At 58.9% G+C, this 21,629-nt stretch carries 19 protein-coding genes; 7 read left to right on the top strand and 12 right to left on the bottom strand.

Annotated elements, in window-relative coordinates; translation table 11 throughout:
- Positions 1–254: 254 nt before the first annotated feature.
- The 7 genes from H6X51_RS06540 to H6X51_RS06510 form a co-directional block, all read right to left on the bottom strand.
- Positions 255–1,421, bottom strand: coding sequence for a PDDEXK nuclease domain-containing protein (locus H6X51_RS06540; protein WP_185266719.1), 1,167 nt, complete (start codon positions 1,419–1,421; stop codon positions 255–257).
- A complete protein-coding gene (locus tag H6X51_RS06535; protein ID WP_185266718.1) occupies positions 1,418–2,617 on the bottom strand; it encodes a tyrosine-type recombinase/integrase in 1,200 nt (399 codons plus the stop codon). Before H6X51_RS06535 ends, H6X51_RS06540 begins: the two co-directional genes overlap by 4 nt.
- Positions 2,618–3,021: 404 nt before the next feature.
- Entirely contained in the window at positions 3,022–4,809 is a 1,788-nt protein-coding gene (locus H6X51_RS06530; RefSeq protein ID WP_185266717.1) for an acyl-CoA dehydrogenase C-terminal domain-containing protein, read from the bottom strand.
- 200 nt (positions 4,810–5,009) lie between these two features.
- The gene (locus H6X51_RS06525; protein ID WP_185266716.1) at positions 5,010–5,648 is read right to left on the bottom strand and encodes an N-carbamoylsarcosine amidohydrolase; all 639 of its coding nucleotides are present in this window, start codon (positions 5,646–5,648) and stop codon (positions 5,010–5,012) included.
- Positions 5,649–5,667: 19 nt separating this feature from the next.
- A complete protein-coding gene (locus H6X51_RS06520) occupies positions 5,668–6,420 on the bottom strand; it encodes a maleate cis-trans isomerase family protein (RefSeq protein ID WP_221627254.1) in 753 nt (250 codons plus the stop codon).
- A complete protein-coding gene (locus H6X51_RS06515; RefSeq protein ID WP_185266715.1) occupies positions 6,413–7,246 on the bottom strand; it encodes an alpha/beta fold hydrolase in 834 nt (277 codons plus the stop codon). Before H6X51_RS06515 ends, H6X51_RS06520 begins: the two co-directional genes overlap by 8 nt.
- Positions 7,246–8,385, bottom strand: a complete 1,140-nt coding sequence (locus tag H6X51_RS06510; RefSeq protein WP_328795630.1) for an FAD-dependent monooxygenase — start codon at positions 8,383–8,385, stop codon at positions 7,246–7,248. The genes H6X51_RS06515 and H6X51_RS06510 overlap by 1 nt, the downstream gene beginning before the upstream one ends.
- Before the next feature lie 263 nt (positions 8,386–8,648).
- Here H6X51_RS06510 and H6X51_RS06505 point away from each other — a divergent pair, with 263 nt between their 5' ends.
- Positions 8,649–9,683 carry a M29 family metallopeptidase gene (locus tag H6X51_RS06505; protein ID WP_185266714.1) on the top strand — a complete coding sequence of 345 codons (1,035 nt, stop codon included), beginning with the start codon at positions 8,649–8,651 and terminating at the stop codon, positions 9,681–9,683.
- A 68-nt stretch (positions 9,684–9,751) separates the two neighbouring features.
- Entirely contained in the window at positions 9,752–10,237 is a 486-nt protein-coding gene (locus H6X51_RS06500) for a MarR family winged helix-turn-helix transcriptional regulator (RefSeq protein WP_185266713.1), read from the top strand.
- A 3-nt stretch (positions 10,238–10,240) separates the two neighbouring features.
- Here the strand turns inward: H6X51_RS06500 and H6X51_RS06495 are convergent, their stop codons facing one another.
- The 4 genes from H6X51_RS06495 to H6X51_RS06480 all read right to left on the bottom strand — a co-directional run bounded on the left by H6X51_RS06495 (position 10,241) and on the right by H6X51_RS06480 (position 14,249).
- Complete coding sequence (locus tag H6X51_RS06495; protein ID WP_185266712.1) at positions 10,241–11,101, bottom strand: DMT family transporter; 861 nt, start codon at positions 11,099–11,101, stop codon at positions 10,241–10,243.
- A gap of 91 nt (positions 11,102–11,192) precedes the next feature.
- Positions 11,193–12,704 (bottom strand): tripartite tricarboxylate transporter permease, encoded by a 1,512-nt coding sequence (locus tag H6X51_RS06490; protein WP_185266711.1) that lies wholly within the window; start codon positions 12,702–12,704, stop codon positions 11,193–11,195.
- 12 nt (positions 12,705–12,716) lie between these two features.
- Positions 12,717–13,226, bottom strand: a complete 510-nt coding sequence (locus tag H6X51_RS06485) for a tripartite tricarboxylate transporter TctB family protein (RefSeq protein ID WP_185266710.1) — start codon at positions 13,224–13,226, stop codon at positions 12,717–12,719.
- Between the two features lie 51 nt (positions 13,227–13,277).
- Complete coding sequence (locus tag H6X51_RS06480; protein ID WP_185266709.1) at positions 13,278–14,249, bottom strand: Bug family tripartite tricarboxylate transporter substrate binding protein; 972 nt, start codon at positions 14,247–14,249, stop codon at positions 13,278–13,280.
- Positions 14,250–14,751: 502 nt separating this feature from the next.
- Here H6X51_RS06480 and H6X51_RS06475 point away from each other — a divergent pair.
- Genes H6X51_RS06475 through H6X51_RS06455 form a run of 5 tightly spaced genes read left to right on the top strand, consistent with a single transcriptional unit; the run spans position 14,752 to position 19,674 of the window.
- Positions 14,752–15,780 carry an NAD(P)/FAD-dependent oxidoreductase gene (locus tag H6X51_RS06475; protein WP_185266708.1) on the top strand — a complete coding sequence of 343 codons (1,029 nt, stop codon included), beginning with the start codon at positions 14,752–14,754 and terminating at the stop codon, positions 15,778–15,780.
- Complete coding sequence (locus H6X51_RS06470) at positions 15,774–16,094, top strand: 2Fe-2S iron-sulfur cluster-binding protein (RefSeq protein ID WP_185266707.1); 321 nt, start codon at positions 15,774–15,776, stop codon at positions 16,092–16,094. The genes H6X51_RS06475 and H6X51_RS06470 overlap by 7 nt, the downstream gene beginning before the upstream one ends.
- A 15-nt stretch (positions 16,095–16,109) precedes the next feature.
- Positions 16,110–17,219: an aromatic ring-hydroxylating dioxygenase subunit alpha gene (locus H6X51_RS06465; RefSeq protein ID WP_185266706.1), complete on the top strand. Its 1,110-nt coding sequence runs from the start codon at positions 16,110–16,112 to the stop codon at positions 17,217–17,219.
- A 13-nt stretch (positions 17,220–17,232) separates the two neighbouring features.
- Positions 17,233–18,297, top strand: a complete 1,065-nt coding sequence (locus H6X51_RS06460) for a xylose isomerase (RefSeq protein ID WP_185266705.1) — start codon at positions 17,233–17,235, stop codon at positions 18,295–18,297.
- Between the two features lie 57 nt (positions 18,298–18,354).
- Complete coding sequence (locus H6X51_RS06455) at positions 18,355–19,674, top strand: DcaP family trimeric outer membrane transporter (protein ID WP_185266704.1); 1,320 nt, start codon at positions 18,355–18,357, stop codon at positions 19,672–19,674.
- A gap of 114 nt (positions 19,675–19,788) precedes the next feature.
- Here the strand turns inward: H6X51_RS06455 and H6X51_RS06450 are convergent, their stop codons facing one another.
- Positions 19,789–21,579: an acyl-CoA dehydrogenase C-terminal domain-containing protein gene (locus H6X51_RS06450; RefSeq protein ID WP_185266703.1), complete on the bottom strand. Its 1,791-nt coding sequence runs from the start codon at positions 21,577–21,579 to the stop codon at positions 19,789–19,791.
- Positions 21,580–21,629 lie beyond the last annotated feature (50 nt).

The raw sequence follows: 21,629 nt of genomic DNA, 5'->3' as shown, positions 1-21,629 counted from the left end.
CGCACCGAAGTGTAAGGGCGCACGCATTGGTGGCACACGGGTGCGGGCGACAATTGCAGACAAGATGATGAGCTAGGGATGGCAGCGGTTGTGGCCTCGATAGATGGCTCCGCTCCCACGCAAGCAAAGCGCGTAAGCCCTCAAGGGCCGGAGGCATCAGGGATCGGGATCAAAGCCGGATGGCCGCGGATTCGGCACGAAGCGCGAGGCGCAGCCCGCGAGCCCGACGGCGGTACGCCGGGATGCGCCCGCTATCATTGACCGGTCTCAGGATGAATCCCGCTGCGAGACTCCAGTATGAGCCGCGTGCGCTCAAGCTCTTGTTGCAGCAATTCGGCATCCGGCAGCACGGTTCGATAGTTGGCCGCCATGACCTTGGTAGGCAACCCCTCCAAGGCGTACCGCGCCAACGCGTGGCCCTTGTCGGCGCAGAGGATGAGGCCCACGGGCGGATTCTCGTCGGAATACGCCCAGTGCTCCTTGGCATAGTTGCAGTACATGTGCATCTGGCCCACGTCCGCGTGGGTCAGGCTGCCCAGCTTCAAGTCGATGATGACCAGGCAGCGCAGCTTGCGATGGAAGAACAGCAGGTCCACCCGATACCATGTCTGGTCGATGCGCAACCGGCGCTGCCGTCCCACGAAGGTGAACCCTTCGCCCAGCTCCAGCAGAAAGTATTCCAGTCGCCGGATCAAGGCTTGCTCAAGATCGGACTCCGAATACTCGTCCTTGAGGTCCAAAAACTCCAGCACATAGGGGTCTTTGATCGCGTCGTCGGGCGTGACGGCATCCGCCGGCTTGGGCACCGCACCTTTCGCCAGCATCGCTGCCTTGTCCTTGGACAGCGCCGTGCGCTCGTAGAACTGGCTGCCGATCTGCCGGTCAAGCTGGCGCACGCTCCAGCCCCCGCGTAGGGCTTCGGCCTCATAGAACTGACGGGCATGGTCGTCCTTGACCGACAGCAGCCGGACGTAAGCCGACCACGGCAGCGGGAACACCTGCGCCAGTTCGGAGAGAGCTAATTTCCGAGACACTGCCTCGGATTTCACCGCAGCCAGCTCGTTGCCAGATTTCCGAGACAGTGTCTCGGAAATTGCAGACCAGGGGTACGCGAGGAAGAACCGACGCATGTTCTCCAGATTGTCCGCACTGAACCCACGCCCGAAGCGCGTGGTCAGGTCAGCGGACAGCCGGGCAATCAACTGTTCGCCGTAGCCCGCGCGCCGCTTGCCCTGCTGTTCGGCCTCCACGATGCGGCGGCCGATTTCCCAGTAGCTGGCCGTCATCAGCGCATTGACGCTGCGGACCGCCGACTGGCGCGCAGCATCGAGCAATTCGACGATGCCGCCGTGGATGCCGGCATAGCCGGCCGGCAAGGCGGCGGGGCTTTTCCCCGCCGCCGGAGGCGTCTTCTTGCTCATGCCGCTGCCTCCTCGGCACGCCGCGCCCCGGTGATGGTCTTTCGACGGTTCGCCACCAGTTCGGCCGCCTGGCGCACCGGATCATCCTCGGTGTGGACGTAGCGCATGAACATCGCCACGGTCTTGTGCGCAGTGAGCGCCATGCCGACCTTGACCGGAATGCCGGAGTTGGCAATGTCAGTGGCCGAGCGATGGCGAATGCCGTGCGTCCCCACATGCGTCGCACCTGCCGCCTTGAGGACGCGGCTCCAGCCGTTGTAATACTCGCCCGTGGTCAGGTGCTGCCCTGGACGGCTCGGCGATGGCAGGACGTGCGGGCAGTCTTCCAGCCGTGGGGCCGTCGAGAGAAGTCGGTAGGCTTCCTCGCTGATGGGCTTCGACATGCAGCCGGTCTTGCTGTCGGGCCAGACCACCCGCCGGCTCTCCAGATCGACCCAATCCCATTGCAGGCCGACGATTTCGGAGCGGCGGCCGGCAAACTCGAACTGCAAGCGGATCGCTAGGGGAATGACGTAGTTCTCCAGCCCCTCCGCCTCCAGCTTGTCGAGTTGGCGGAAGATTCGCCCCATGTCCTCGTCGCTGATGAGGTGGGTGGCTTTGCCGTTGGGATACATCGGGACATGGCGGCATGGATTCGTGCCGTCGGAACGGTAGCCCCACACTTCGGCCAGGTTGAACATCCGACGCATGACGCCGAACGTGCGGTTCGCGTCGGCTGGCTTGTGCGCCATCTTCTTCATCATCCCGGCGATGTCCGGGCGCTTCACGTCCCGGACTTTCAGGCGGCCGATCATCGGGATGATGTTGCGGTCGATGACGCTCTGGTAGCCTTTCTGTGTGCTGGGCTTGTTGCGCTGTTTGGAGTAGTCCTCCATGAACTGCACGCACAGTTCCTTGACCGTCGGCGCCTTGCGCGCTTCGGCCTTGTCCGCTGCCGGATCGCCGCCCCGGCGCACCTGGGCCAGCCATTCCTGCGCCAGCGAACGGGCCTGTTCGACGGTCAGTTCGCCGTACTGGCCCAGCGCGGGCTTGCGACGCTCGCCGGCGTTCGTCCGGTACTGGAGCATGAACACCTTGCGGCCGGCCGGCGTGATCTTGCACAGGAAGCCGGGAACGAGGGTGTCGCGCAGCTCGATGGGCTGCGCCTGAGGTTGTGCCGCATCGACTGCGGACTTGGTGAGTTTGATCTTGGCCATAGCTGACTCCTTGGAAAGACCCGTTTCCAGGAGCCTCTTGGGAGCCAAGCGGTCGGAAGCCGGGTCAAGTTTCGGAAAGCACCGGCATAGGATGAACTCACGTAAGTTATTGATAAACCTGCCACAACGAGCTACGGCGTAGTCCAGCAAAGTTCGGTGCTGGAGTCATGGTGAAATAAAAAACCCCGCCAGAGCGTACGCCAAGGCGGGGGTTTTGCAGAATAACGTCCTGATCATCCTTAATGCTGGCACTTCCTGTAGCGTGTTCCCTGCTCCCTGTTGGTGTTGCCTCGCTTCCTGCGGTGCATCCCTGCAAGACCAATAATACGCAGGCGCAGCGGGTTGCCCCATAGGCTATTACCACCACACTCTGTAAGCCTTTTCCTACGCCTGCATGATCTGTCTCAGAACTGCGCCGCATCCAGCTCGAACAACACCTCACTGCCGGCACGCACCGACGCGCTCAGCGCGTGGATACGCGGCAGCAGACGCTTGAAGTAGAAGCGCGCGGTAGACAGCTTGGCCTGGTAGAAACCATCGCTGTCATTGTCCACTGCCGCCAGCGCTGCCTTGGCCATCCGCGCCCACATGTAGGCGTAGGCGGTGTAGCCGAAGGTGTGCAGGTATTCCACCGAGGCAGCACCCACTTCATTGGGGTTGGCTCGGCTGCGCTCGATCACTTCCGCCGTCAGTTGCTCCAGGTTATCCAGCGCGGCCTGCAGCGGCTGCACGAACTCGGCCATCGGCTGCGCACCGTTATCGGCAATAAACTGCCGAATCTCGTCCGCGAACACCTTGAAGAAGGCGCCGCCATTGGCCACGGTCTTGCGGCCCATCAGGTCCAGCGCCTGGATGCCATTGGTGCCTTCATAGATCTGCGCGATGCGCACGTCGCGCACCAACTGCTCCTGGCCCCATTCACGGATGTAGCCATGACCACCGAACACCTGCTGGCCATGCACGCAGCTGTCGAAGCCGACATCGGTGAAGAAGGCCTTGGCCACCGGCGTCAGCAGCGCGACCAGATCCTCGCCCTTCTTGCGGATCTGCTCGTCCTCAGCAAACTTGCTGGTATCCAGTTGCATGCCGACGTAGGTCGAGAAGGCCCGGCTACCCTCGGTCATGGCCTTCATGGTCAGCAGCATGCGGCGCACATCGGGATGCACTATGATCGGGTCGGCCGCCTTGTCCGGTTGCACCGCGCCGGTCGGAGCGCGACTCTGGATGCGCTCGCGGGCATAGGCCACCGCGCTCTGGTAGGACGCCTCTGCACAACCGATACCCTGGATGCCGATCGACAGGCGCTCATAGTTCATCATGGTGAACATGGCATTCAGGCCCTTGTTCAGTTCCCCGATCAGGTAGCCCCTGGCACCGTCGAAGTTCATCACGCAGGTGGCCGAGCCCTTGATCCCCATCTTGTGCTCGATCGAGCCACAGCTGACCGCATTGCGTTCACCCAGGCTGCCATCCTCGTTGACCAGGAACTTGGGCACCAGGAACAGCGAGATACCCTTGGGCCCGGCCGGCGCGTCGGGCAGCTTGGCCAGCACCAGATGGATGATGTTCTCGGTCAGGTCGTGCTCGCCGCCGGTGATGAAGATCTTGGTGCCGGTCACCGAGTAGCTGCCGTCGTCCTGCGGGACCGCCCTGGTGCGGATGATGCCCAGATCGGTACCGGCATGCGGCTCGGTCAGGCACATGGTCCCGGCCCAGGTGCCGGCATACATGTTCGGCAGGTAGGTTTGCTTGAGTTCTTCGCTACCATGGGCATCCAGCGCCAAGGTGCTGCCGGCGGTCAGGGCGATATACAGGGCGAAGCTGCTGTTGGCACCGTAGACCATTTCCTCGACCTGTACGCCGAGGGCCTTGGGCATGCCCAGTCCGCCGTACTCGGGGTTGCCCGCCAGCCCCACCCAGCCGCCTTCGGCATAGGTAGCGTAGGCTTGCTTGAAGCCGGCCGGAGTGGTTACCACGCCGTCATTCCACTGGGCACCCTCTTCGTCACCGTTACGGTTGAGCGGCGCGATGATCTGCGAGGTGATCTTGCCGGCCTCTTCCAGCATAGCGTCGGCTGTCTCGGCGTCGATCGCACCGTTCAGGCCTGGCAGGCTCTGCCACAGCTGATCGGCCGCAAATGTCTCATTCAGAACGAAACGGATATCACGCAGGGGGGCTTGGTACTCGGCCATGGAAACTCCTCAGCAGCAATCAGTAAACCGGCTCTGCCGGATCAGTGGGCCTGATTGTAGACCTAGAACATTTCAAACAAAAGCGTCTTGTTATGACTTTAAATAATAGCCAGGTCATATTATGGCGACAAATACAGCATCATCCATGTCAGAGACGACACGCCCAGCTCCCCGCGCGTGCCGTCACCTCGACTTCCTCTTCAAAGGCCCCGCTCTTTGCCAAGACCTGCAAACACGTCCTCAAGCGACAGAACATCGCCATACTTACTGTCGATGTCGAACAGGTTCGCCTCGTGCGGTCCGTCATGGCGGTCACCCACACATTCCCTTGCGACCACCACATGAAAACCATGCTGAACAGCATCCACCGCCGTAGCCCGAACGCAACCACTGGTCGAGCAACCTGCAAGAACCAGAGTATCAATCCCTTGGGCATACAGATGCGGGCCGAGGCTGGTGCCAAAGAACGCACTGGCGTACTGCTTGGTAATCACCAACTCCCCAGGCTCAGGCATAACGGCAGCACAGAACTCGGCAAGCGGATTGCCTTGCACCATGCCCTTCATCACCGGGGCTTTCCTGACCCAGACTCCCCCATCGGCACAATCATCCGCAAAGTAGCGGATATTGGTGTGCACAATAGGCACCTCATTCATCCGCGACCAGGCAAGCAGCTCCTGCGCCCTGCCCACGGCACTCACTACACCCTCAGCAAAAAGCGGAGCACCGGGCTGAGTGTAGGCCTGCATGAAATCGATAAACAGAACCGCAGTCCGTCGCCCAAACCCGATACGGTTGCCCCACACTCCCTGATAGTTTTCTACAGCACTGATGGACATGGGTAGTACCCTCCGGTGATCAGTATGCCCCCGAGAGCAACGCGCCGGCACCCGGAACGATGGGCTCGAGATCCATTGTCTTAAGCATGGCGTAGGTGGTGGCGATCGCCGCCGTGATAACCGGCTTGCCGGTCATTGCCTCAACCGTGGCGACAGCAGGCAACGAGGGCATCTGCACGCAGGCAGAGAGCACAATCACGTCCACATCGGTCAGATCCATTTCACTGACGATCCCTGGCAGGCGGGCCGGGTCATGCCGACCGACTTCCAGATTGTCCGAGATTTCAAGCGCTTTCCATGTCACGACTTCAAAGCCTTCGTGCCTGATATAGTCCACTACCAGTTCGGTAAGCGGCTTCATATAAGGTGCCACTACCGCAATACGCTTGGCTCCCAACACCTTCAGTCCTTCAACCAGCGCGCCGGCGCTGGTAATGACTGGTGCATCTGACTGGTTGGATGCAGTCAACTGGCGCAGATTGCGTTCCGACTCGCGGTGATAGCCGAGCCCGGTTGCCATGATCGCCACTAGGCAGGCGTACCCCAGCACGTCCACACGCGCATCCGATAACTCCAGAGCGCAACGCCCTGATTCTGCATCCATTGCGGCCAACTCTTCCTTGCGCACGTGCTTCATCCGCATACGGCTGGAATGAAAAGTGAAGCGCTCCGGCCGAATCAGCTGTCTGGCCAAGAGCATGGCCGGAATCTCCGTTTCCATGGTGGTATTTGAACTAGGCACAATCTGGCCAACGCGAAAGCTCTTAGTCATTGCAACTGTCCTCAGTGAAATCGAAATCAATGTCGTAGAACGAGCCAACCACCTTCAGGAATCCCGGTAGATCATCCCAGGGGATCATGTGACCTGCGGATGCGACCTTCATCACCTCAATCAGCGGGGCGAGGGCACGGATCTCATCAATGTCAGCCTGTTCGATAACGCCGCCCAACCCCGCGACGATCAACAATGCGCGCGTTCTGATCGAGGCGAAGCTGGGATGGATATCGATCTCATGGAAGTCATTGAATGCCTGCACCACAGCCTGCTCATCACAGGTATGCAGCCATTCGGCGCGCAGGGCGAGTTGCTCCGGGGTCCAAGTGGGGCAATAGGCGCGCATGGCCTCGGCATCCATGCCTTCCCGCGCCTGCCTGATCGAATCGACATACCAGGGAAGCTGGCTGGGGTAGCGCCTCCGTCCCGGCCCCGACACGGGCGGATCTATCAGGCAGAGACTGCTCAGCTTGTCAGCCAGGCCGAGCTCATTGGCCCGCAACGCAAAACGCGCGCCCATTGAATGCCCCATGAGGTGGAACCGGGACAGTCCCAGAGCGTCCGCCAGAGCGATAACGTCTTCGGCGCAACGGTCCGCAGAGTAATCCATGCCGGACTCACAGGAAGACAGGCCGCGACCTCGGATATCCACCACATAAGTATCAAAGTGCTGCCCCAGGTATTGCGCAACAAAGCCCCAGGTGATCGCCGGGCTGGTAATCCCGGGAAGCAGGATCAGCGGCTCGCCCTTGCCGCCATAGCGCAGATAATGCTGACGACAGCCCGGGGTGGGCGCATGCGCGCCGTAGAGAAAGGTCTCCATCAGCCTCTACCCTCTGTCAGCGGCACATTCAGGATGTCGTACCCAAACAGCCAGGCAGGGTCTTCTTGAGTGCGTAGCCAGGTATTGGCATTGGAAATAGCCTGCACCCTGGATGCCCGCTCCTTGCGATTCTGCTCATATAGGGCAAACGCGGTAGCATATTCACTGATACCGGTTTCACCCAGGCAACGGGTCAGCATGACAGCGTCTTCGATTGCCATGCAGGCACCCTGCGCCATGTGCGGCTTCATCGGGTGACAGGCATCACCCAGCAGCACCATCCGGCCACTGCTCCACAGAGGCAAAGGAGTACGATTGCGGAAAGGCCATTTGGTAATGGTCTCGGCACTTTCTATCAGGGCCTGGACTGTCTCGTGGTAGCCCTCGAAAGCCGCAAACAGTTCTTCCTTACTGCTATCGATAAAGGCACCTTCGAAATCCGGTTCAGGATGCGGCACACCAGTCACGAAGTAGTATTCGTCCTGTTTGGCGCTGGTGTAATACACCATCATGTGGCGGTCTTCCGACCACCACTTCACACATTTTTCAAAGTCCAGATTGTATCTACGTAGCTGGTCGCCTCGAATCAGCGCCCTGTGCCCCACCCAACCACTGTACTGTGGCGGCTCGACACCCAGCAGAGCCTCACGAATACGCGAGTTGATGCCATCGGCACCAATGACAATCGAGGCGGTCTCCTGACTGCCGTCGGTGAAGGTCAGAAGCACATCGTCCCCCCGGTCCTCAACATGCTCGAGGCATTTGTTGAAACGTACCGTACCGGGTGTAAGCAGTTTCAACTGCAGCTCATGCAGATCTCCCCGGTGCACGGTGATGTACGGGGCGCCGTATTCCTTTACCGCAAACTCACCCAGCTTGATACGGGAGAGATAATCGCCGGTAAAGCCGTCCCGGCTGAACCAGTAATCCGGATGCGAGGCGAAGTCGGCCAACTGTTGCTCCATGCCCAGATGTCGAAAGATACGCATCACGTTGGGTCCAATGTGGATTCCCGCTCCCAGACGCGTAAATGCCGGGGCCTGCTCATAGACCACACAGTCATGACCTGCCTTCTGCAGCAACCCAGCCATCGCTGCCCCGCCCAACCCTCCACCGATAATCGCAATTCTGTCTTTCATGAATACTGTCTCCTTGGGACTCATTTTTACCCAATTTGAGTGTATGCACTTTTTATTCCAGAACATGACTCTTAGTGAAAGAAGACGTTAAAAACATAAATTATACGCAAAAATCACACAAAAAATACTATTAAAAGAAAAATGGCAAGGCAATTGCTTATATAAAAACTCAATCGAAATCACCGCAAATTTAAAGTCTATACGCTTTAATTTTGCACACAACCAAGTGCCTTTGCACCAAGCTGGAGCATTAGGAGGTCGTAATGCCGATCAATGAATATGAATTCACTGCCAAATTCGAACAGGTTCTCAGCCTGTCCCGAGTGGATGCCACGCAAAGCGTAGCCATCCTGAAAAGCCATTACTCAAACCCGCTCACGGTGAAGGCGGCGACCAATGCGGCGCTGCGACTTGGTGCCCGGGTGTACATGGTGGAGCTACCCTCGTTCAACCATCCCATGGCCATGGGTAACGATATGACCGCCTACTGCGGGGATACCGCGTTGACAGGGAATCACGCTGCGCAGAGGGCCCTCGAAGCTGCCGACCTGATCATCGATACCATGATGTTGCTGCATTCCCCGGAACAGGAACAGATTCTCAAGACCGGCACTCGTATCCTTCTCGCTGTAGAGCCACCCGAGGTGCTCGTGCGCATCCTGCCAACAGAGCATGATAAAAATCGGGTAATGGCTGCCGCAGATCGCCTATCCCACGCCAGTTCCATTCAGGTAACCTCCCAGGCCGGCAGCAACTTCCGGGCTGCGCTGGGCCAGTACCCGGTTGTTTCGGAATACGGATTTGCGGATGAACCCGGGCGCTGGGATCACTGGCCCAGCGGCTTCGTCTTCAGTTGGCCGGACGAGCGCTCTGCCGAGGGAACGCTGGTATTGGACATCGGCGACATCCTCCTGCCGTTCAAGAACTATTGCAGAGAGCGGGTAACGCTGGAGATTGAAGAAGGATTCATCACCGGCATCTTCGGTGGATTCGAGGCCGAATACCTGAAAGATTATATGCGTTATTTCAACGATCCCGAGGTGTATGGTATATCCCATATCGGATGGGGCCTGCAGCCTCGCGCCCAGTGGACCGCCATGGGCCTGTATGACAAGAGTGATGGCATGTGCATGGACGCCAGAGCATTCGAAGGCAACTTCCTGTTTTCAACCGGCCCCAATACGGAAGTAGGCGGATCCCGCAAGACCCCCTGCCACATGGACATTCCGCTGCGCCACTGCGATGTCATTCTGGATGGTGAAACCGTGGTACAAAAAGGCAAGGTATTGGACAGCTAGGCACCAGGCCGGCGTTACCCGGGCGCTCCGGGGAACGCCATCGTCCAGCCCATCAAGGATCAGAAAACATGTTGTCAGCCCAGGAGAAACCAGTGAACTCTCACCCCCCGGATAAGGATTCGCCTACTTGCGAATACGACTTTACCCAGCAGGTAGGCTACCTCCTGCGCCGCGCCTATCAGCGGCACACCGAGATCTTTTTGCAGAACTCGGCCGACCCCCAACTGACCAGTACCCAATTCGTCACACTTTGCGCACTCTGTGACCACGGCCCCAGCTCCCAGGCCGAGCTGATCAAGGCAACCGCTATTGATCAGGGAACCATTCGCGGCCTGATCGAACGCCTGGGCAAGCGCGGACTGATCGAAGTGCGGGCAGCGGAAGATGACAAGCGCAAGGTGATAGTCCACATCACCGGCCAGGGCCGCGAACTGCATCAACGCATGGTCTCTGCCGCCCTCCGGATAACCGAACTGACCTCCCGCAACCTGAATCAGGCCGAGCGCCTGGCCTTGTCCTTCCTGCTGGAGAAGATGTTGAAAGGTGATGAATAAAAGCTACTTCCCTGCAGCCAGCATGATGCCCGAAAGGGCCAGACCACCCCCAAGCAAGTGGTACCAGTACAGCTCTTCACCCAGCATCAGAATACCGAACACGGCTGTGAATACCGGGATCAGATAGGTGAACATGGATGCGGTGGCGGGGCCGACAACCTTGATTCCATGTGTCCATGCAAGGTGCGCCATCAACGATGAGGCCACCGCGGTATAGCTCACCGCACCTACGACCTCCCACCCTATTTCAACCCATCCAGAAGACGCCACCTCCCACAGATAGACAGGCAACAGCAACGGCACGCCACACACCACCAGGGCAGCCAGCTGGACATACCCCGGTCCCGGTAGAGGCCACTTCTGGAGCAGGACCGAGTATCCACCCCACGACATCACCGCCAACAGCACCAGCAGATCACCCCGATTGAACCCTACCGTCAACAATTGCTGCACAGAGCCACCGGTCAGGATGACGATCAACCCCAGAAATGACAGCGCCGCACCGTACATCATCCGGCGCCCAGGCCATCGGCGCAAAAACACCACCATGGCAATGAACACAGCCACCGGCAACCCGGTATTGATCAGACTGATATTGATGGCAGTTGTATTTCTAGCAGCCAGGTACAACAGGGTATTGAAGGCGGTGATGCCCAGCGCGGACAGTACCAGCAGTTGCCAGCGACATTGCCATAGCGCCTGGCGATGGCGCCACAGACCACTGGCCGCAAACGGTAGCAGCAGAACCAGGACCAGGACCCAGCGCCAGAATGCGAGACTGACAGGCGGCATCATGCCCACCACACCTCGGGCTACCAGGGTGTTGCCACTCCAGGCCAGTGCGCAGAACAGCAAACCTGCCATTGCCAGATATCTCGACGAGAAACTCACATTCCACCCGCTGACGGTGCCGACGACCCCGTCCCAGGCAGGTCCACATGATCATCGGGTAGCCTCATTCAGCTGCTCCAGCCAACTGCGGTCGCTTGAGCCGACGCCAGAGTCCCGACAGCACTGGTAACAGGAGTACCACAAGGGTCAGCACAAGGATTGCAAGGGAAATGGGCCGATCGAGAAACACGCTCCATGCCCCCCTACTGAGCAGCAAGGCACGACCCAGGTTTTCTTCCAGAATCGGGCCGAGAATCAGGCCGAATGCCAATGGCGCGGCTGGCAGGCGCAGCAGATGCAACAGATACCCCACGCACCCGAAGAAGATCATCACGTAAATATCCGAGATACTGTTACGGATCGCAAAGGCACCCACCACGCAGAGGACGGCGATGGCAACGAGCAGAATGCGCGGCGGGATCCCCATGATCCGCACCACAGCCCGCACCAACAGCAGCCCCACCACCAGCGTGGCCATGACACCGATGAACAGAGCCGCGTAGACGCTGGCAAAAAACTCCGGATTGTTGACGTACAACAGTGGGCCAGGTCGGAGACCATGCATCAGCAGCGCCCCCATCAGCACCGCCGTGATGGTATCGCCCGGTATCCCCAAGGTCATCATCGGCACCAGGGAACCACCGATACTGGAACTGTTGGCTGCCTCCGGCGCGACCACGCCTCTGGGCTCACCTGAACCAAAAGCAGACTTATCCCTGGCCAGGCGCACTTCCTGCGCATAGGCAACCGATACAGCGATAGCCGAGCCAACCGCCGGCACACAGCCAATAATTGCACCGATGACAGAGCCTCTCAGCATGCTGCCCCAACGCTTGAATATCGAAGCCAGGCTCAATACCGCATTCCCGATTACCGGGCGCTGAAAATCAGGATTGGACGCACCGGACAGGTTCTTCATGACTTCAGCCAGACCGAAGATACCCAACATCATGGCGACAACGTCCACTCCTCCCTGCAGGGCAGGCACGCTGTAGTCGAAACGCGGGATATCGGTCATGGTATCGAACCCCACCATGCCGCACAGGATGCCAATAAGTCCGACCATGACGCCACGAACCGGGGATGTGCTTGAGGCAAAGGCAAGCATGACCAGACCAAGAATCGCAATAGCCGCAAACTCGGCACTCTGCATCATATTGGCTGCAGCAGCCATGAGCGGCGACACGCCTATCAGCAGCAGGATGCCAAACAGGCCACCCACTGTAGACGCGTACAGAGCCAGCTTGAGTGCCTGCCCGCCCTGTCCGCGCTGGGCCATGGGATACCCATCCAACTGGGTGACCATGGCGGCTGGCGTACCCGGGATATTGATCAGAATGGCACTGATTGAGCCTCCGTACACACTGGCAATAAACACTCCCAGAAGGAAGAGTATTGCCATCTCCATCTCCATTCCGAAGGTGATAGGCAGAAGCACCGCAATTGCCATGGTTGTACTGATACCCGGCACCGCACCCAGGATTATCCCCAGGGCGACAGCAATCAGTACCAGCATTACCGCTTGAGGCGACCCCAGAATTGCGAGTAATGCTGTCAGGAATTCATTTATGACCATGATTTTACCCCTCTAGGGCAGCGGAACATTAACCAACTCAACAAAAACGAGATACAGCAGGCCGGCGATCAACAGGGAGCTGCCTACCGCCGTCAGCGTGACCCGATAGGCTTCGCGCACCACGCCACGACTGAGAGTCAGAGTCCACACTAAGCAGAACACCAGAGCAGAGATGAAGAACCCAGTCACCTGCATACTGCCCACCAAAGCGACAAGACTCGCCAGCATGGCCACCGCATAGCCGTGCTGCTTCCAGTCTATTGATCCCTGCTCTGCAGCCCGACGCAGCACACTCCATCCGCCCTTGAGCATCATCACCAGGCCACCCATACTCAAGATCACCAGCCCCCAGAAGGGCAATAACCCCGGACCAACGACGAACCAGCTACGCTGTGTCTGCAGTAATTGGTCATTACTTAACAGGCCGATCCAACCGAGAGCCGCCCACGCAAGGAAAAAGCCCCCTGCGCCAACGTCAATCCATCCCTCGCAGCCTCCGCCCTTCTCATCATTGACAGCCATTTGTTCTCTCATGGATATGTACAGGGGGACAGCCCCCTGCTCCTCCGTCCGTTACTTGACCAACGATTCATGAACCATCCCTTCCGCCAACAGGACCGGGTAGATCAACGCATCCTGCTCCTTCAGAACGGTCGCAGCGCGCTCCTGCCCACCTGGCTGGACTTCAATACCGATCACTGCAGCGCGCTCACGCAACTCAGGAGCATCCATCGCCTTGAGAAAAGCATCTTCGAGTTTCGCGCGGACTTCCGCCGGCACACCCTTGGGCGTAAAGAAGATGAAGTAGTCACCGCTGACCAGGTCATATCCCTGCTCGCGAAAAGTCGGGACATCCGGGAGCATGTAATTGCGCTCCTCGCTCATGACCCCCAGAACCTTCACCGTACCGGACTGGTAATGCTGAACGATCTGCGGGATTGGCATTGCCGCAGAGGTGATTTCTCCCGACACCAGAGCCCCAGTATTCGGCGCATGACCGGCATAGGGGACCCGGGTGAGTTCAACGTCGAAATATTTCTCCAGCAATGTCGTATAGACGAAGGTGTTGCCGCCCAGCGCATCATTACCATGCACGATCGATCCGGGGTCCCGACTCAACTGCTCTACGTACTCCTCAATCGAATCAATACCCGAATCTGCCCGCACCTGCAGCGAACCGGGCTCAAACGCCAGGAACGCCAGTGGGTCGAACTTGTCCAACGAGGGCGCGTTGGGATTCATATAGCTCTGCACCAGCGCGTGCATCCCCATCAGGCCCACCGTATATCCATCAGGATCAGCATTCGCGACGTGGCGCATGCCGTTGGAACCGGCAGCGCCGGTCACATTGTTGATCATGATCGGCTGGCCGAGATACTCCGCTGCATGTTCTGCCACCAATCGGGCCGCAATATCATGCCCGCCTCCCGCTGGCCATACGACCACCATCGAGACCGCCTTTTGTGGAAAGCTTTCGTCTGCCAAGGCTGCACCAGTCAATGCGAACAGCATGGACAACCCCAACACCAGTTTCTTGAATCCCATAACCACCTCCTGATCAGCTGCAGAATCAGCTCTGCACTACCAACCCACAGCAAAGCGCATGCCAGTTGCTGAGTCTGCCCTGTTTCCAGACAGGATCAGAAGAGAGGGAAAGCAAGCTCGCAAGCCCCAGTTCCCGCCAGTCAATATATAGAGTATCGACTTTAAGAGCCCAAGGATTCACAGCTACACGTCTGGAGCAACTCTTTACACACCCATACGCAGACGAACCGGTAAGTACCCGATAATCAGTAAAAAAACACATATAAAAGCATAAAAATCTGAATATAGATCCATAACCACCCCATCAATCCTGCGCCCAAGAGGAGCACACGACCAAGCCACTTGCACCAAACTGGAGCCAAACTAAAGAGTGTAAACTCAAAAATACAACAAATATCCTATTAAACCGGGCCTCCCCTTCAATATTGAAAGTTGGCATGTTTTCTGAATAAGTCCTGACAAGACACAACGGCTCGAAGCCAGATTCAAGAGGCAGATATCAATGGCGATTACTGAAACAGATGCGGTGATTATCGGCGCGGGACCCTGCGGTCTCTTCGCCGTGTTCGAGCTGGGCATGCTCAATGCCCAGTGTCACCTGATCGATATTCTGGACAAGCCAGGCGGCCAGTGCGCGGAGTTATATCCGGACAAACCCATTTACGACATACCAGCAATCCCCTCGCTGACCGGGAAGGAGCTCACCGACAACCTGCTTGAGCAGACAGCGCCCTTCAATCCTGTATTTCATCTGAATACTCGAGCAGATGCTCTTGAAGCCATGGATGACGGGCGCTGGAAGCTGACCACCAGTACAGGCGACGAATTCATCACCCGGGCCGTGGTCATTGCCGCAGGAGGGGGGTCGTTCAATCCACGCAAACTGCCGCTCGCCGAAGCCGGAAGGTACGTAGATGGCAAGGGATTGTCCTACGCCGTCCGTGACGCCCAGGCATTTTCAGGAAAGCGGGTCGTGATCGCCGGAGGAGGTGACTCCGCAGTGGACTGGGCTGTTGCACTCACTGGACGCGCCGCGCATGTCACTCTGGTTCACCGCCGCAGTGAATTTCGCGCCGCCCCCGCGACATTAGCCAAGCTGCAGTCGCTGATGGAAGCAGGACAGATCGACGTCCAGGTCGGAACCATCCTCGCCCTTCACGGCGAGGATCATCTGCAGAGTGTTGAGCTGAACACGCCTGCCGGAGCCATTCAGTTGCCATGCGATGAGCTGCTGGCCTTCTACGGACTGGTCGCCAGCCTGGAAGAGGTCAGCTCCTTCGGCCTGACCATGCGCAACGGTCGGGTCGCAGTCGATACATCCAACTTCGAAACCAGTCTGCCAGGCGTTTACGCCATAGGCGACATAACCGACTACCCCGGCAAGCTCAAACTCATCCTCTCAGGCTTCCACGAAGCAGCACTCATGGCGCACCACGCCATCCAGCGGATTCATCCGCAAGCACGCAATACCTTTCAACACAGCACCACAGCCATGCAACTGAGGCTTGGCAAGGAGAAGACAACATGCTGATAACAGTTGTTGACCAGCAAGGCCAGGCGCATCAGGTCGAAACGCAGGATGGCACCGCCAGCAACCTGATGGAGCTCATCGCAGACGCCAATATCAACATTCGTGCCGAATGCGCCGGCGGCTGTGTCTGCGCCACTTGCCACGTTTATATCGAAGAAAGCGCACTACCTCTGTTACCGCCGCCGGCGGAAGACGAGGAATGCACACTGGATCTGGCATATCACGTCCGTGCGAACTCACGGCTCGCCTGCCAGATCCCCGTAACCAACCTGCCGGCAGGCATAAATGTAGTTATTGCCCCCGATTGGCAATGAATGAAGGAGAACATGATGGCTGATTACGTTCGCAACACCTGGTACCCCCTGACATGGTCGCGCGATCTGGATAACCAGATCAGCAAGCACCGAGTCATTGAAGAAGACATTGTTGCCTACCGCGACAGCAAGGGGCAGGTCGTGGCCCTTGAAGATATGTGTCCGCACCGCATGGCACCTCTTTCCATTGGCACCTTGCAAGGTGATGCCATCCAGTGTGGCTACCACGGCCTGCAGTTCGACTGCACCGGCAAGTGCGTACATATTCCGGGACAGGACCGTATTCCAGCGAGCATTCGAGTCAAGGCTTACCCCATCGTCGAGAACATGGGGATGGTCTGGATCTGGATGGGCGAGGAAGACAAGGCGGACCCCTCCAGCGTCTACGATCTGTCCCAATACCATGATCCGAACTACAGCGTACTGGAAGGAGACGGTCTGCCCCTGCGAGCCAACTACCTCAACCTGGCAGACAATCTGTGCGATCCCTCCCACGTGGCCTTCGTCCACACCACAACCCTGTCAGCGCCCGGGCACGGCGATGTGCCGGTCCACCATGAAGTCAGCGGCAATCGGGTAACAACCTGGCGCTGGATCATGAATTCGCCACTGATCCCCATATTCGCAGGACTGAAGGACTACGAGGGCAATGTAGACCGCTGGCATTACTACCATTATTACGCCCCCTGTATCGCGGTGATCGACTTCGGTTCAGCGCCGGCCGGCACTGGTGCGGAGCTAGGCGACCGCTCCGACTGCATCCAGATGTGGGCCTGCCACTTCATTACCCCCGTGGACGAGCAGACCTGTATACAGCACTGGTTGCTGGTCAAGAACATCCCTGCGGATGCGGACACGGATGCTCGTCTCCTGGCCGGACTCAGGATTGCCTTCAATGAAGACAAGCAGGTGTTGGAAGCCATCCAGGCGAACGAAGACCGACACCCCGATTTCCGCAAGGTCCGGCTGGCCATCGACGCATCAACACTGAAGATGCGCCGCATCGTTGAGCAGATGACCGCAACGGAAAGCGCCGCCCGATACCGCGGCCGCAAGGCCGCCCCCACTGAACCCGAGCACACCAGGTGCCTGAAAAACACTTGGCTGAGCTCCCCTGCGTGCTGAAAAAGGTGATCAGATGAAACACCATTCACCCCTGCTGATTGGCTGTAATGGCCGCGGCGTTCAGGATTCCGGAATCGACAAACCGGTATCCCTAGAAGAACCACCCATCGAGGAGCAATTTCGTCTGGTAGGAAGTAGCGGCGAATTCGACTTCTTCGACCGCCTTCCGCTGGAAGGCCAGCAGCAACAGTTCCTGGCATGCATGGACAAATACAACCTCCCGGTGCACACCACCAGTTGGCTATACCAGTTGGGGAATAGCGACCATCAATTGGCAAGCAATCTGAGAATAAGCTCTGAGATTGGCGCCAGCCTGCACAACATGATGGTTTATGCCCAGCATGCCGACGGTCACATGCTGAGCGATCAGGAGGTAGTGGACGCCTACCTGTGGGCTTACGACCAAGGGATGACCTACGGGGTTGAACCCTGCTTCGAACTGCACGTGAACATGTGGTCAGAGGATCCCCGCCGGATAACGCCGGTCGCCGAGGCTGTCAGGCGTCGGGGGGTGCCGTTCAATCTGACGCTGGATTACAGCCATGTCATCTTCAAGATCGGTAACCCCGAGGAATTGAGCATCTCTGGCATCCAGCAGGATGTCGAGGCAAACCGACTGACCATCGATCCATTCGAATCCGGCAACCTGGTTGACGAATGGCTGGAGCAGAACCTGGTGCGCTGGTTCCAGGTACGTAGCGTCGCCCCCAACGGCCCGCGCAACATCTGGGCACGACATGAGCCTGGCCAGGCCGCCGCCGCGTTATCCCTGTACAACAGCATGCCCATGGCGGAGGGGGATCCGGGACGCGGGATTCTCTACCCCTTCACCCGGCCCGCCGAAGGAGAATGGCACTCACCATGGCACGCCTACCTGCTGGAACCGACCCGTGAAGTGGTACGCAAGATGTTGCGATTCCACCGGGACAACGCGGACTCCCGGCTGCAGTACATCACCACCGAAATGATCACCCTGCCTGACTATGCCCTCAATGCCCGCTTCTCGCTGCTTGGCCAGAACGAAGCGATTGCCCGGTTCATTCGCGACACCTGGGAGGAACTGAACCGTCAACCCTGACCGATCGACACTCTTTCAACCGATTGGCCCTTCTGCCCATAACCCAAGGACAAACCCATGAAAATCAGAGTAACTTCGCTTGCCAGTGCCGTTCTGGCCGCCAGCCTGTTCTCGACCACCACGTTCGCCTCTGATGCCGCCATTTCCTCCGAGCGCCTCGCGGAATTGCTGCAGCGTATCGAAGCACTTGAAAATCAGCTCAAGGCTCAGCAACACACCCCGGCTACAGCCACCGTAACTGCCGAGGCTCAACCGCCAAGCCGTCCTGCCCGGCATATTCTCTCCGCAGAAAATGGCGTCATTCAGGTCGCCCCAAGCACCACAGTCAAGTTTGGCGGCTATCTCCAGGCCGACCTGATGTACGACCTGCGCTTCAAGAACGGCGAGCACTTCAACGCCAGCAACACACCGGACAGTGCAGTGGATGACCAATCCCATACCTTCCTGCAGGCGCGTCAGAGCCGGATGAGCATGGCCACCAGCACCGATGTAGGCACCGATACTCCGCTGCAGACCTATCTGGAAGTCGACTTCATGGGTAGCCAAGGCAACGAAGTCATGGGCAACTCCCACAACCTGCGCCTGCGCAACGGTTATGTGCGCTACGGCCGCTTCATGGCGGGTCAGGACTGGAGTAACTTTCAGGACTACGTAGGCCTGCCGACGCTACTGGATGTTTCCAGTCCTGCAGGGCGCGTCTTCGTTCGCCAGGCACAGGTCAGGATGAACCTCGGGCAGTTCGCACTCGCACTGGAGAATCCGGAAACCCAGCCTGTTCTGGGCGCCACGAACCACGGAGAGAGCCTGGGTGGTATCGGTCGCGATCGATTGCCGGACCTTACCGCAGCCTGGCGTGGTGGTCCGGGCGGCGCAGCGGGCAGCTACCATGTCGCCGCTGTGTTGCGCGAGCTGAGCGTGGACGGTACCGTCAATGGGGTGGACTATGATGACAGCAAAACAGGCTGGGGTTTCAACGTAGCCGGCATGTGGGCACTGAACCCCAACACTAGCCTCAAGGCCAACGCAGTTTACGGCGACGGTATTGGCCGCTACATCAACAACGGCTGGGCGAACGACATGCGCCTGAATGCCGATGGCAGCGTGGAGACCATTACCAGTTGGGGCGCCTCGGTCGCACTCGAACAGCGTTGGACACCAACAACCGCGTCTACCTTCTCAATCGGCCACTTCAATAATGAAGACGACTTCGCGGCCTTCGGCACAGAGAAGGTCAACACCTATCGCATGAACTACCGGTGGTATCCGCTGCACAGCATCATGATCGGAGGAGAGCTCATGCATGCGACCCGGGACTTCGTCGATGGACGTGACGGCGATAACACCCGCCTGCAGCTGTCTGTGCGCAAAAGCTTCTGAACACCACGGCCCCTGCGAGCCGCGCTCTTCTGGCCGTAGGGTGCCTGCACCGGCCCGAGGCACAACCTGCCAGCAGCCCCATTATCCGGGGCTGCTGCATTTTCCGCAGAACACTCAGAACTGATCGGCACCCAGCTGCATCAGCGTATCAGCCCCCGCCTCAAGCGCTTCCACATGTGCCTGGGCACGCGGCAGCAGGCGCTTGAAGAAGAACTCCTGGGTCGCCAGCTTGGCCTGGTAGAAGCCGGCATCAACTGCGCCAGCCTCCAGTTTCTGCTGCGCCACCACCGCCATCTTCAGCCAGAAGAAGGCATGGATGACGTAACCGGAGAACATCAGGAAGTCCATCGATGCTGCCCCGACTTCCTCGCGGTTCTGCATAGACTTGACCATGACCTGCTTGGTCAACTCGCCCCACTGGGTGTTCAGTGCTGCCAACTTGCCGAAGTAGTCGGCCAACTGACCGTTGCCCGTATTGGCCTCACAGAATTGCTGTACCTCACGGGAGAAGGCCCCGAGCAGTTTGCCCTGGCTCATCAGCACCTTGCGGCCGAGCAGGTCCAGCGCCTGGATGCCGTTGGTACCTTCATAAATAGGCGCGATCCGGCAGTCACGCACCTGCTGCTCCTGACCCCATTCGCGGATGTAACCATGGCCGCCGAACACCTGCATGCCCAGCAGGGTTGCCTCCAGACCGGTCTCGGTCATGAATGCCTTGCAGATCGGCGTCAGGAATGCCAGTTGATCCTCGGCATTGGCGCGAACCGCCTCATCCTTGGAATAGTGCGCGTTATCCAGCAACTGCGCGGTGTAATAGGCCAGTGCCCGGTTGCCCTCGTTGAAGGCCTTCATGGTCAGCAGCATGCGGCGCACATCCGGGTGCACTATGATCGGGTCCGCCGCCTTGTCCGGCTCCGCGGCGCCAGACAGCGAACGCATCTGCAGGCGATCCTTGGCATAGGCCAGCGCGTTCTGGTAGGACGCCTCGCCATGACACAGCCCCTGCATACCGGTGCCCAGGCGGGCGCTGTTCATCATGGTGAACATGCAGGCCAGACCCTTGTTGACCTCGCCGATCAGGAAGCCAGTGGCGCCATCGAAGTTCATCACGCAGGTAGCCGAGGCCTTGATGCCCATCTTGTGCTCGATCGAACCACACTTGACCGCGTTGCGCTCGCCCTTCTCGCCATTGGCGTCAGGCAGGAACTTGGGCACGATAAACAGCGAGATACCCTTGGTGCCGGCCGGCGCGTCAGGCAGCTTGGCCAGCACCAGGTGCACGATGTTCTCGGCCATGTCGTGCTCACCGGAGGAAATGAAGATCTTGGTGCCGGTGACCGAATAGGTACCATCGGCCTGGGGCACCGCGCGGGTCTTGATCAGCCCCAGGTCGGTACCGCAATGCGGCTCGGTCAGGCACATGGTGCCGGTCCAGTGGCCGGGCACCAGCTTGTTCAGGTACAGCTCCTTCTGCTCCTGGCTGCCGTGGGCGCGGATCGCCGCAGCGCAACCATGGGTCAGCCCCGGGTACATGCTCCAGGCATAGTTGGCCGAGGCGATCATTTCGTTGACCACCAGCCCCAGCGAAGCCGGCAGGCCCTGGCCGCCGAACTCGACCGAACCGCTCATCGCCGCCCAGCCGTTGTCCACGTACTGCTGATAGGCTTCCTTGAAGCCCTTGGGCGTGGTCACCACGCCATCGTCGAAGTGGCAACCTTCCTCGTCACCGGTACGGTTCAGCGGTGCGAGTACTTCCCCTGCGAACTTGGCGCTTTCCTCCAGGATCGCATCCACCAGGTCAGGGCTCGCATCGGTCAGACCGTGGGTCTGGTAACCGGCGGCAAAATCGAACACTTCATCCATGACGAAACGCATATCGCGCAGCGGGGCTTTGTAGTCGGGCATTGGGGTCTCCAGAGGCAGCAGGATGATTCCGGCTGGATTTATTCATACAG

The sequence above is a fragment of the Halopseudomonas xiamenensis genome (assembly GCF_014219065.1).
GTDB classification, from domain to species: Bacteria; Pseudomonadota; Gammaproteobacteria; order Pseudomonadales; family Pseudomonadaceae; genus Halopseudomonas; species Halopseudomonas xiamenensis.
The sequence above is the reverse complement of the archived record's forward strand: the minus strand, read 5'-3'. Positions and strand labels throughout refer to the sequence as shown.

Excerpts from the sequence above, each read along its gene's own strand:
- H6X51_RS06515 (WP_185266715.1), bottom strand. The coding sequence starts at position 7,246 with ATGGAGACCTTTCTCTACGGCGCGCATGCGCCCACCCCGGGCTGTCGT.
- H6X51_RS06500 (WP_185266713.1), top strand. The coding sequence starts at position 9,752 with ATGTTGTCAGCCCAGGAGAAACCAGTGAACTCTCACCCCCCGGATAAG.
- H6X51_RS06460 (WP_185266705.1), top strand. The coding sequence starts at position 17,233 with ATGAAACACCATTCACCCCTGCTGATTGGCTGTAATGGCCGCGGCGTT.
- H6X51_RS06475 (WP_185266708.1), top strand. The coding sequence starts at position 14,752 with ATGGCGATTACTGAAACAGATGCGGTGATTATCGGCGCGGGACCCTGC.
- H6X51_RS06540 (WP_185266719.1), bottom strand. The coding sequence starts at position 1,421 with ATGAGCAAGAAGACGCCTCCGGCGGCGGGGAAAAGCCCCGCCGCCTTG.
- H6X51_RS06535 (WP_185266718.1), bottom strand. The coding sequence starts at position 2,617 with ATGGCCAAGATCAAACTCACCAAGTCCGCAGTCGATGCGGCACAACCT.
- H6X51_RS06530 (WP_185266717.1), bottom strand. The coding sequence starts at position 4,809 with ATGGCCGAGTACCAAGCCCCCCTGCGTGATATCCGTTTCGTTCTGAAT.
- H6X51_RS06485 (WP_185266710.1), bottom strand. The coding sequence starts at position 13,226 with ATGGCTGTCAATGATGAGAAGGGCGGAGGCTGCGAGGGATGGATTGAC.
- H6X51_RS06480 (WP_185266709.1), bottom strand. The coding sequence starts at position 14,249 with ATGGGATTCAAGAAACTGGTGTTGGGGTTGTCCATGCTGTTCGCATTG.
- H6X51_RS06505 (WP_185266714.1), top strand. The coding sequence starts at position 8,649 with ATGCCGATCAATGAATATGAATTCACTGCCAAATTCGAACAGGTTCTC.
- H6X51_RS06465 (WP_185266706.1), top strand. The coding sequence starts at position 16,110 with ATGGCTGATTACGTTCGCAACACCTGGTACCCCCTGACATGGTCGCGC.
- H6X51_RS06525 (WP_185266716.1), bottom strand. The coding sequence starts at position 5,648 with ATGTCCATCAGTGCTGTAGAAAACTATCAGGGAGTGTGGGGCAACCGT.
- H6X51_RS06470 (WP_185266707.1), top strand. The coding sequence starts at position 15,774 with ATGCTGATAACAGTTGTTGACCAGCAAGGCCAGGCGCATCAGGTCGAA.
- H6X51_RS06510 (WP_328795630.1), bottom strand. The coding sequence starts at position 8,385 with ATGAAAGACAGAATTGCGATTATCGGTGGAGGGTTGGGCGGGGCAGCG.
- H6X51_RS06520 (WP_221627254.1), bottom strand. The coding sequence starts at position 6,420 with ATGACTAAGAGCTTTCGCGTTGGCCAGATTGTGCCTAGTTCAAATACC.
- H6X51_RS06455 (WP_185266704.1), top strand. The coding sequence starts at position 18,355 with ATGAAAATCAGAGTAACTTCGCTTGCCAGTGCCGTTCTGGCCGCCAGC.
- H6X51_RS06490 (WP_185266711.1), bottom strand. The coding sequence starts at position 12,704 with ATGGTCATAAATGAATTCCTGACAGCATTACTCGCAATTCTGGGGTCG.
- H6X51_RS06450 (WP_185266703.1), bottom strand. The coding sequence starts at position 21,579 with ATGCCCGACTACAAAGCCCCGCTGCGCGATATGCGTTTCGTCATGGAT.
- H6X51_RS06495 (WP_185266712.1), bottom strand. The coding sequence starts at position 11,101 with ATGGCAGGTTTGCTGTTCTGCGCACTGGCCTGGAGTGGCAACACCCTG.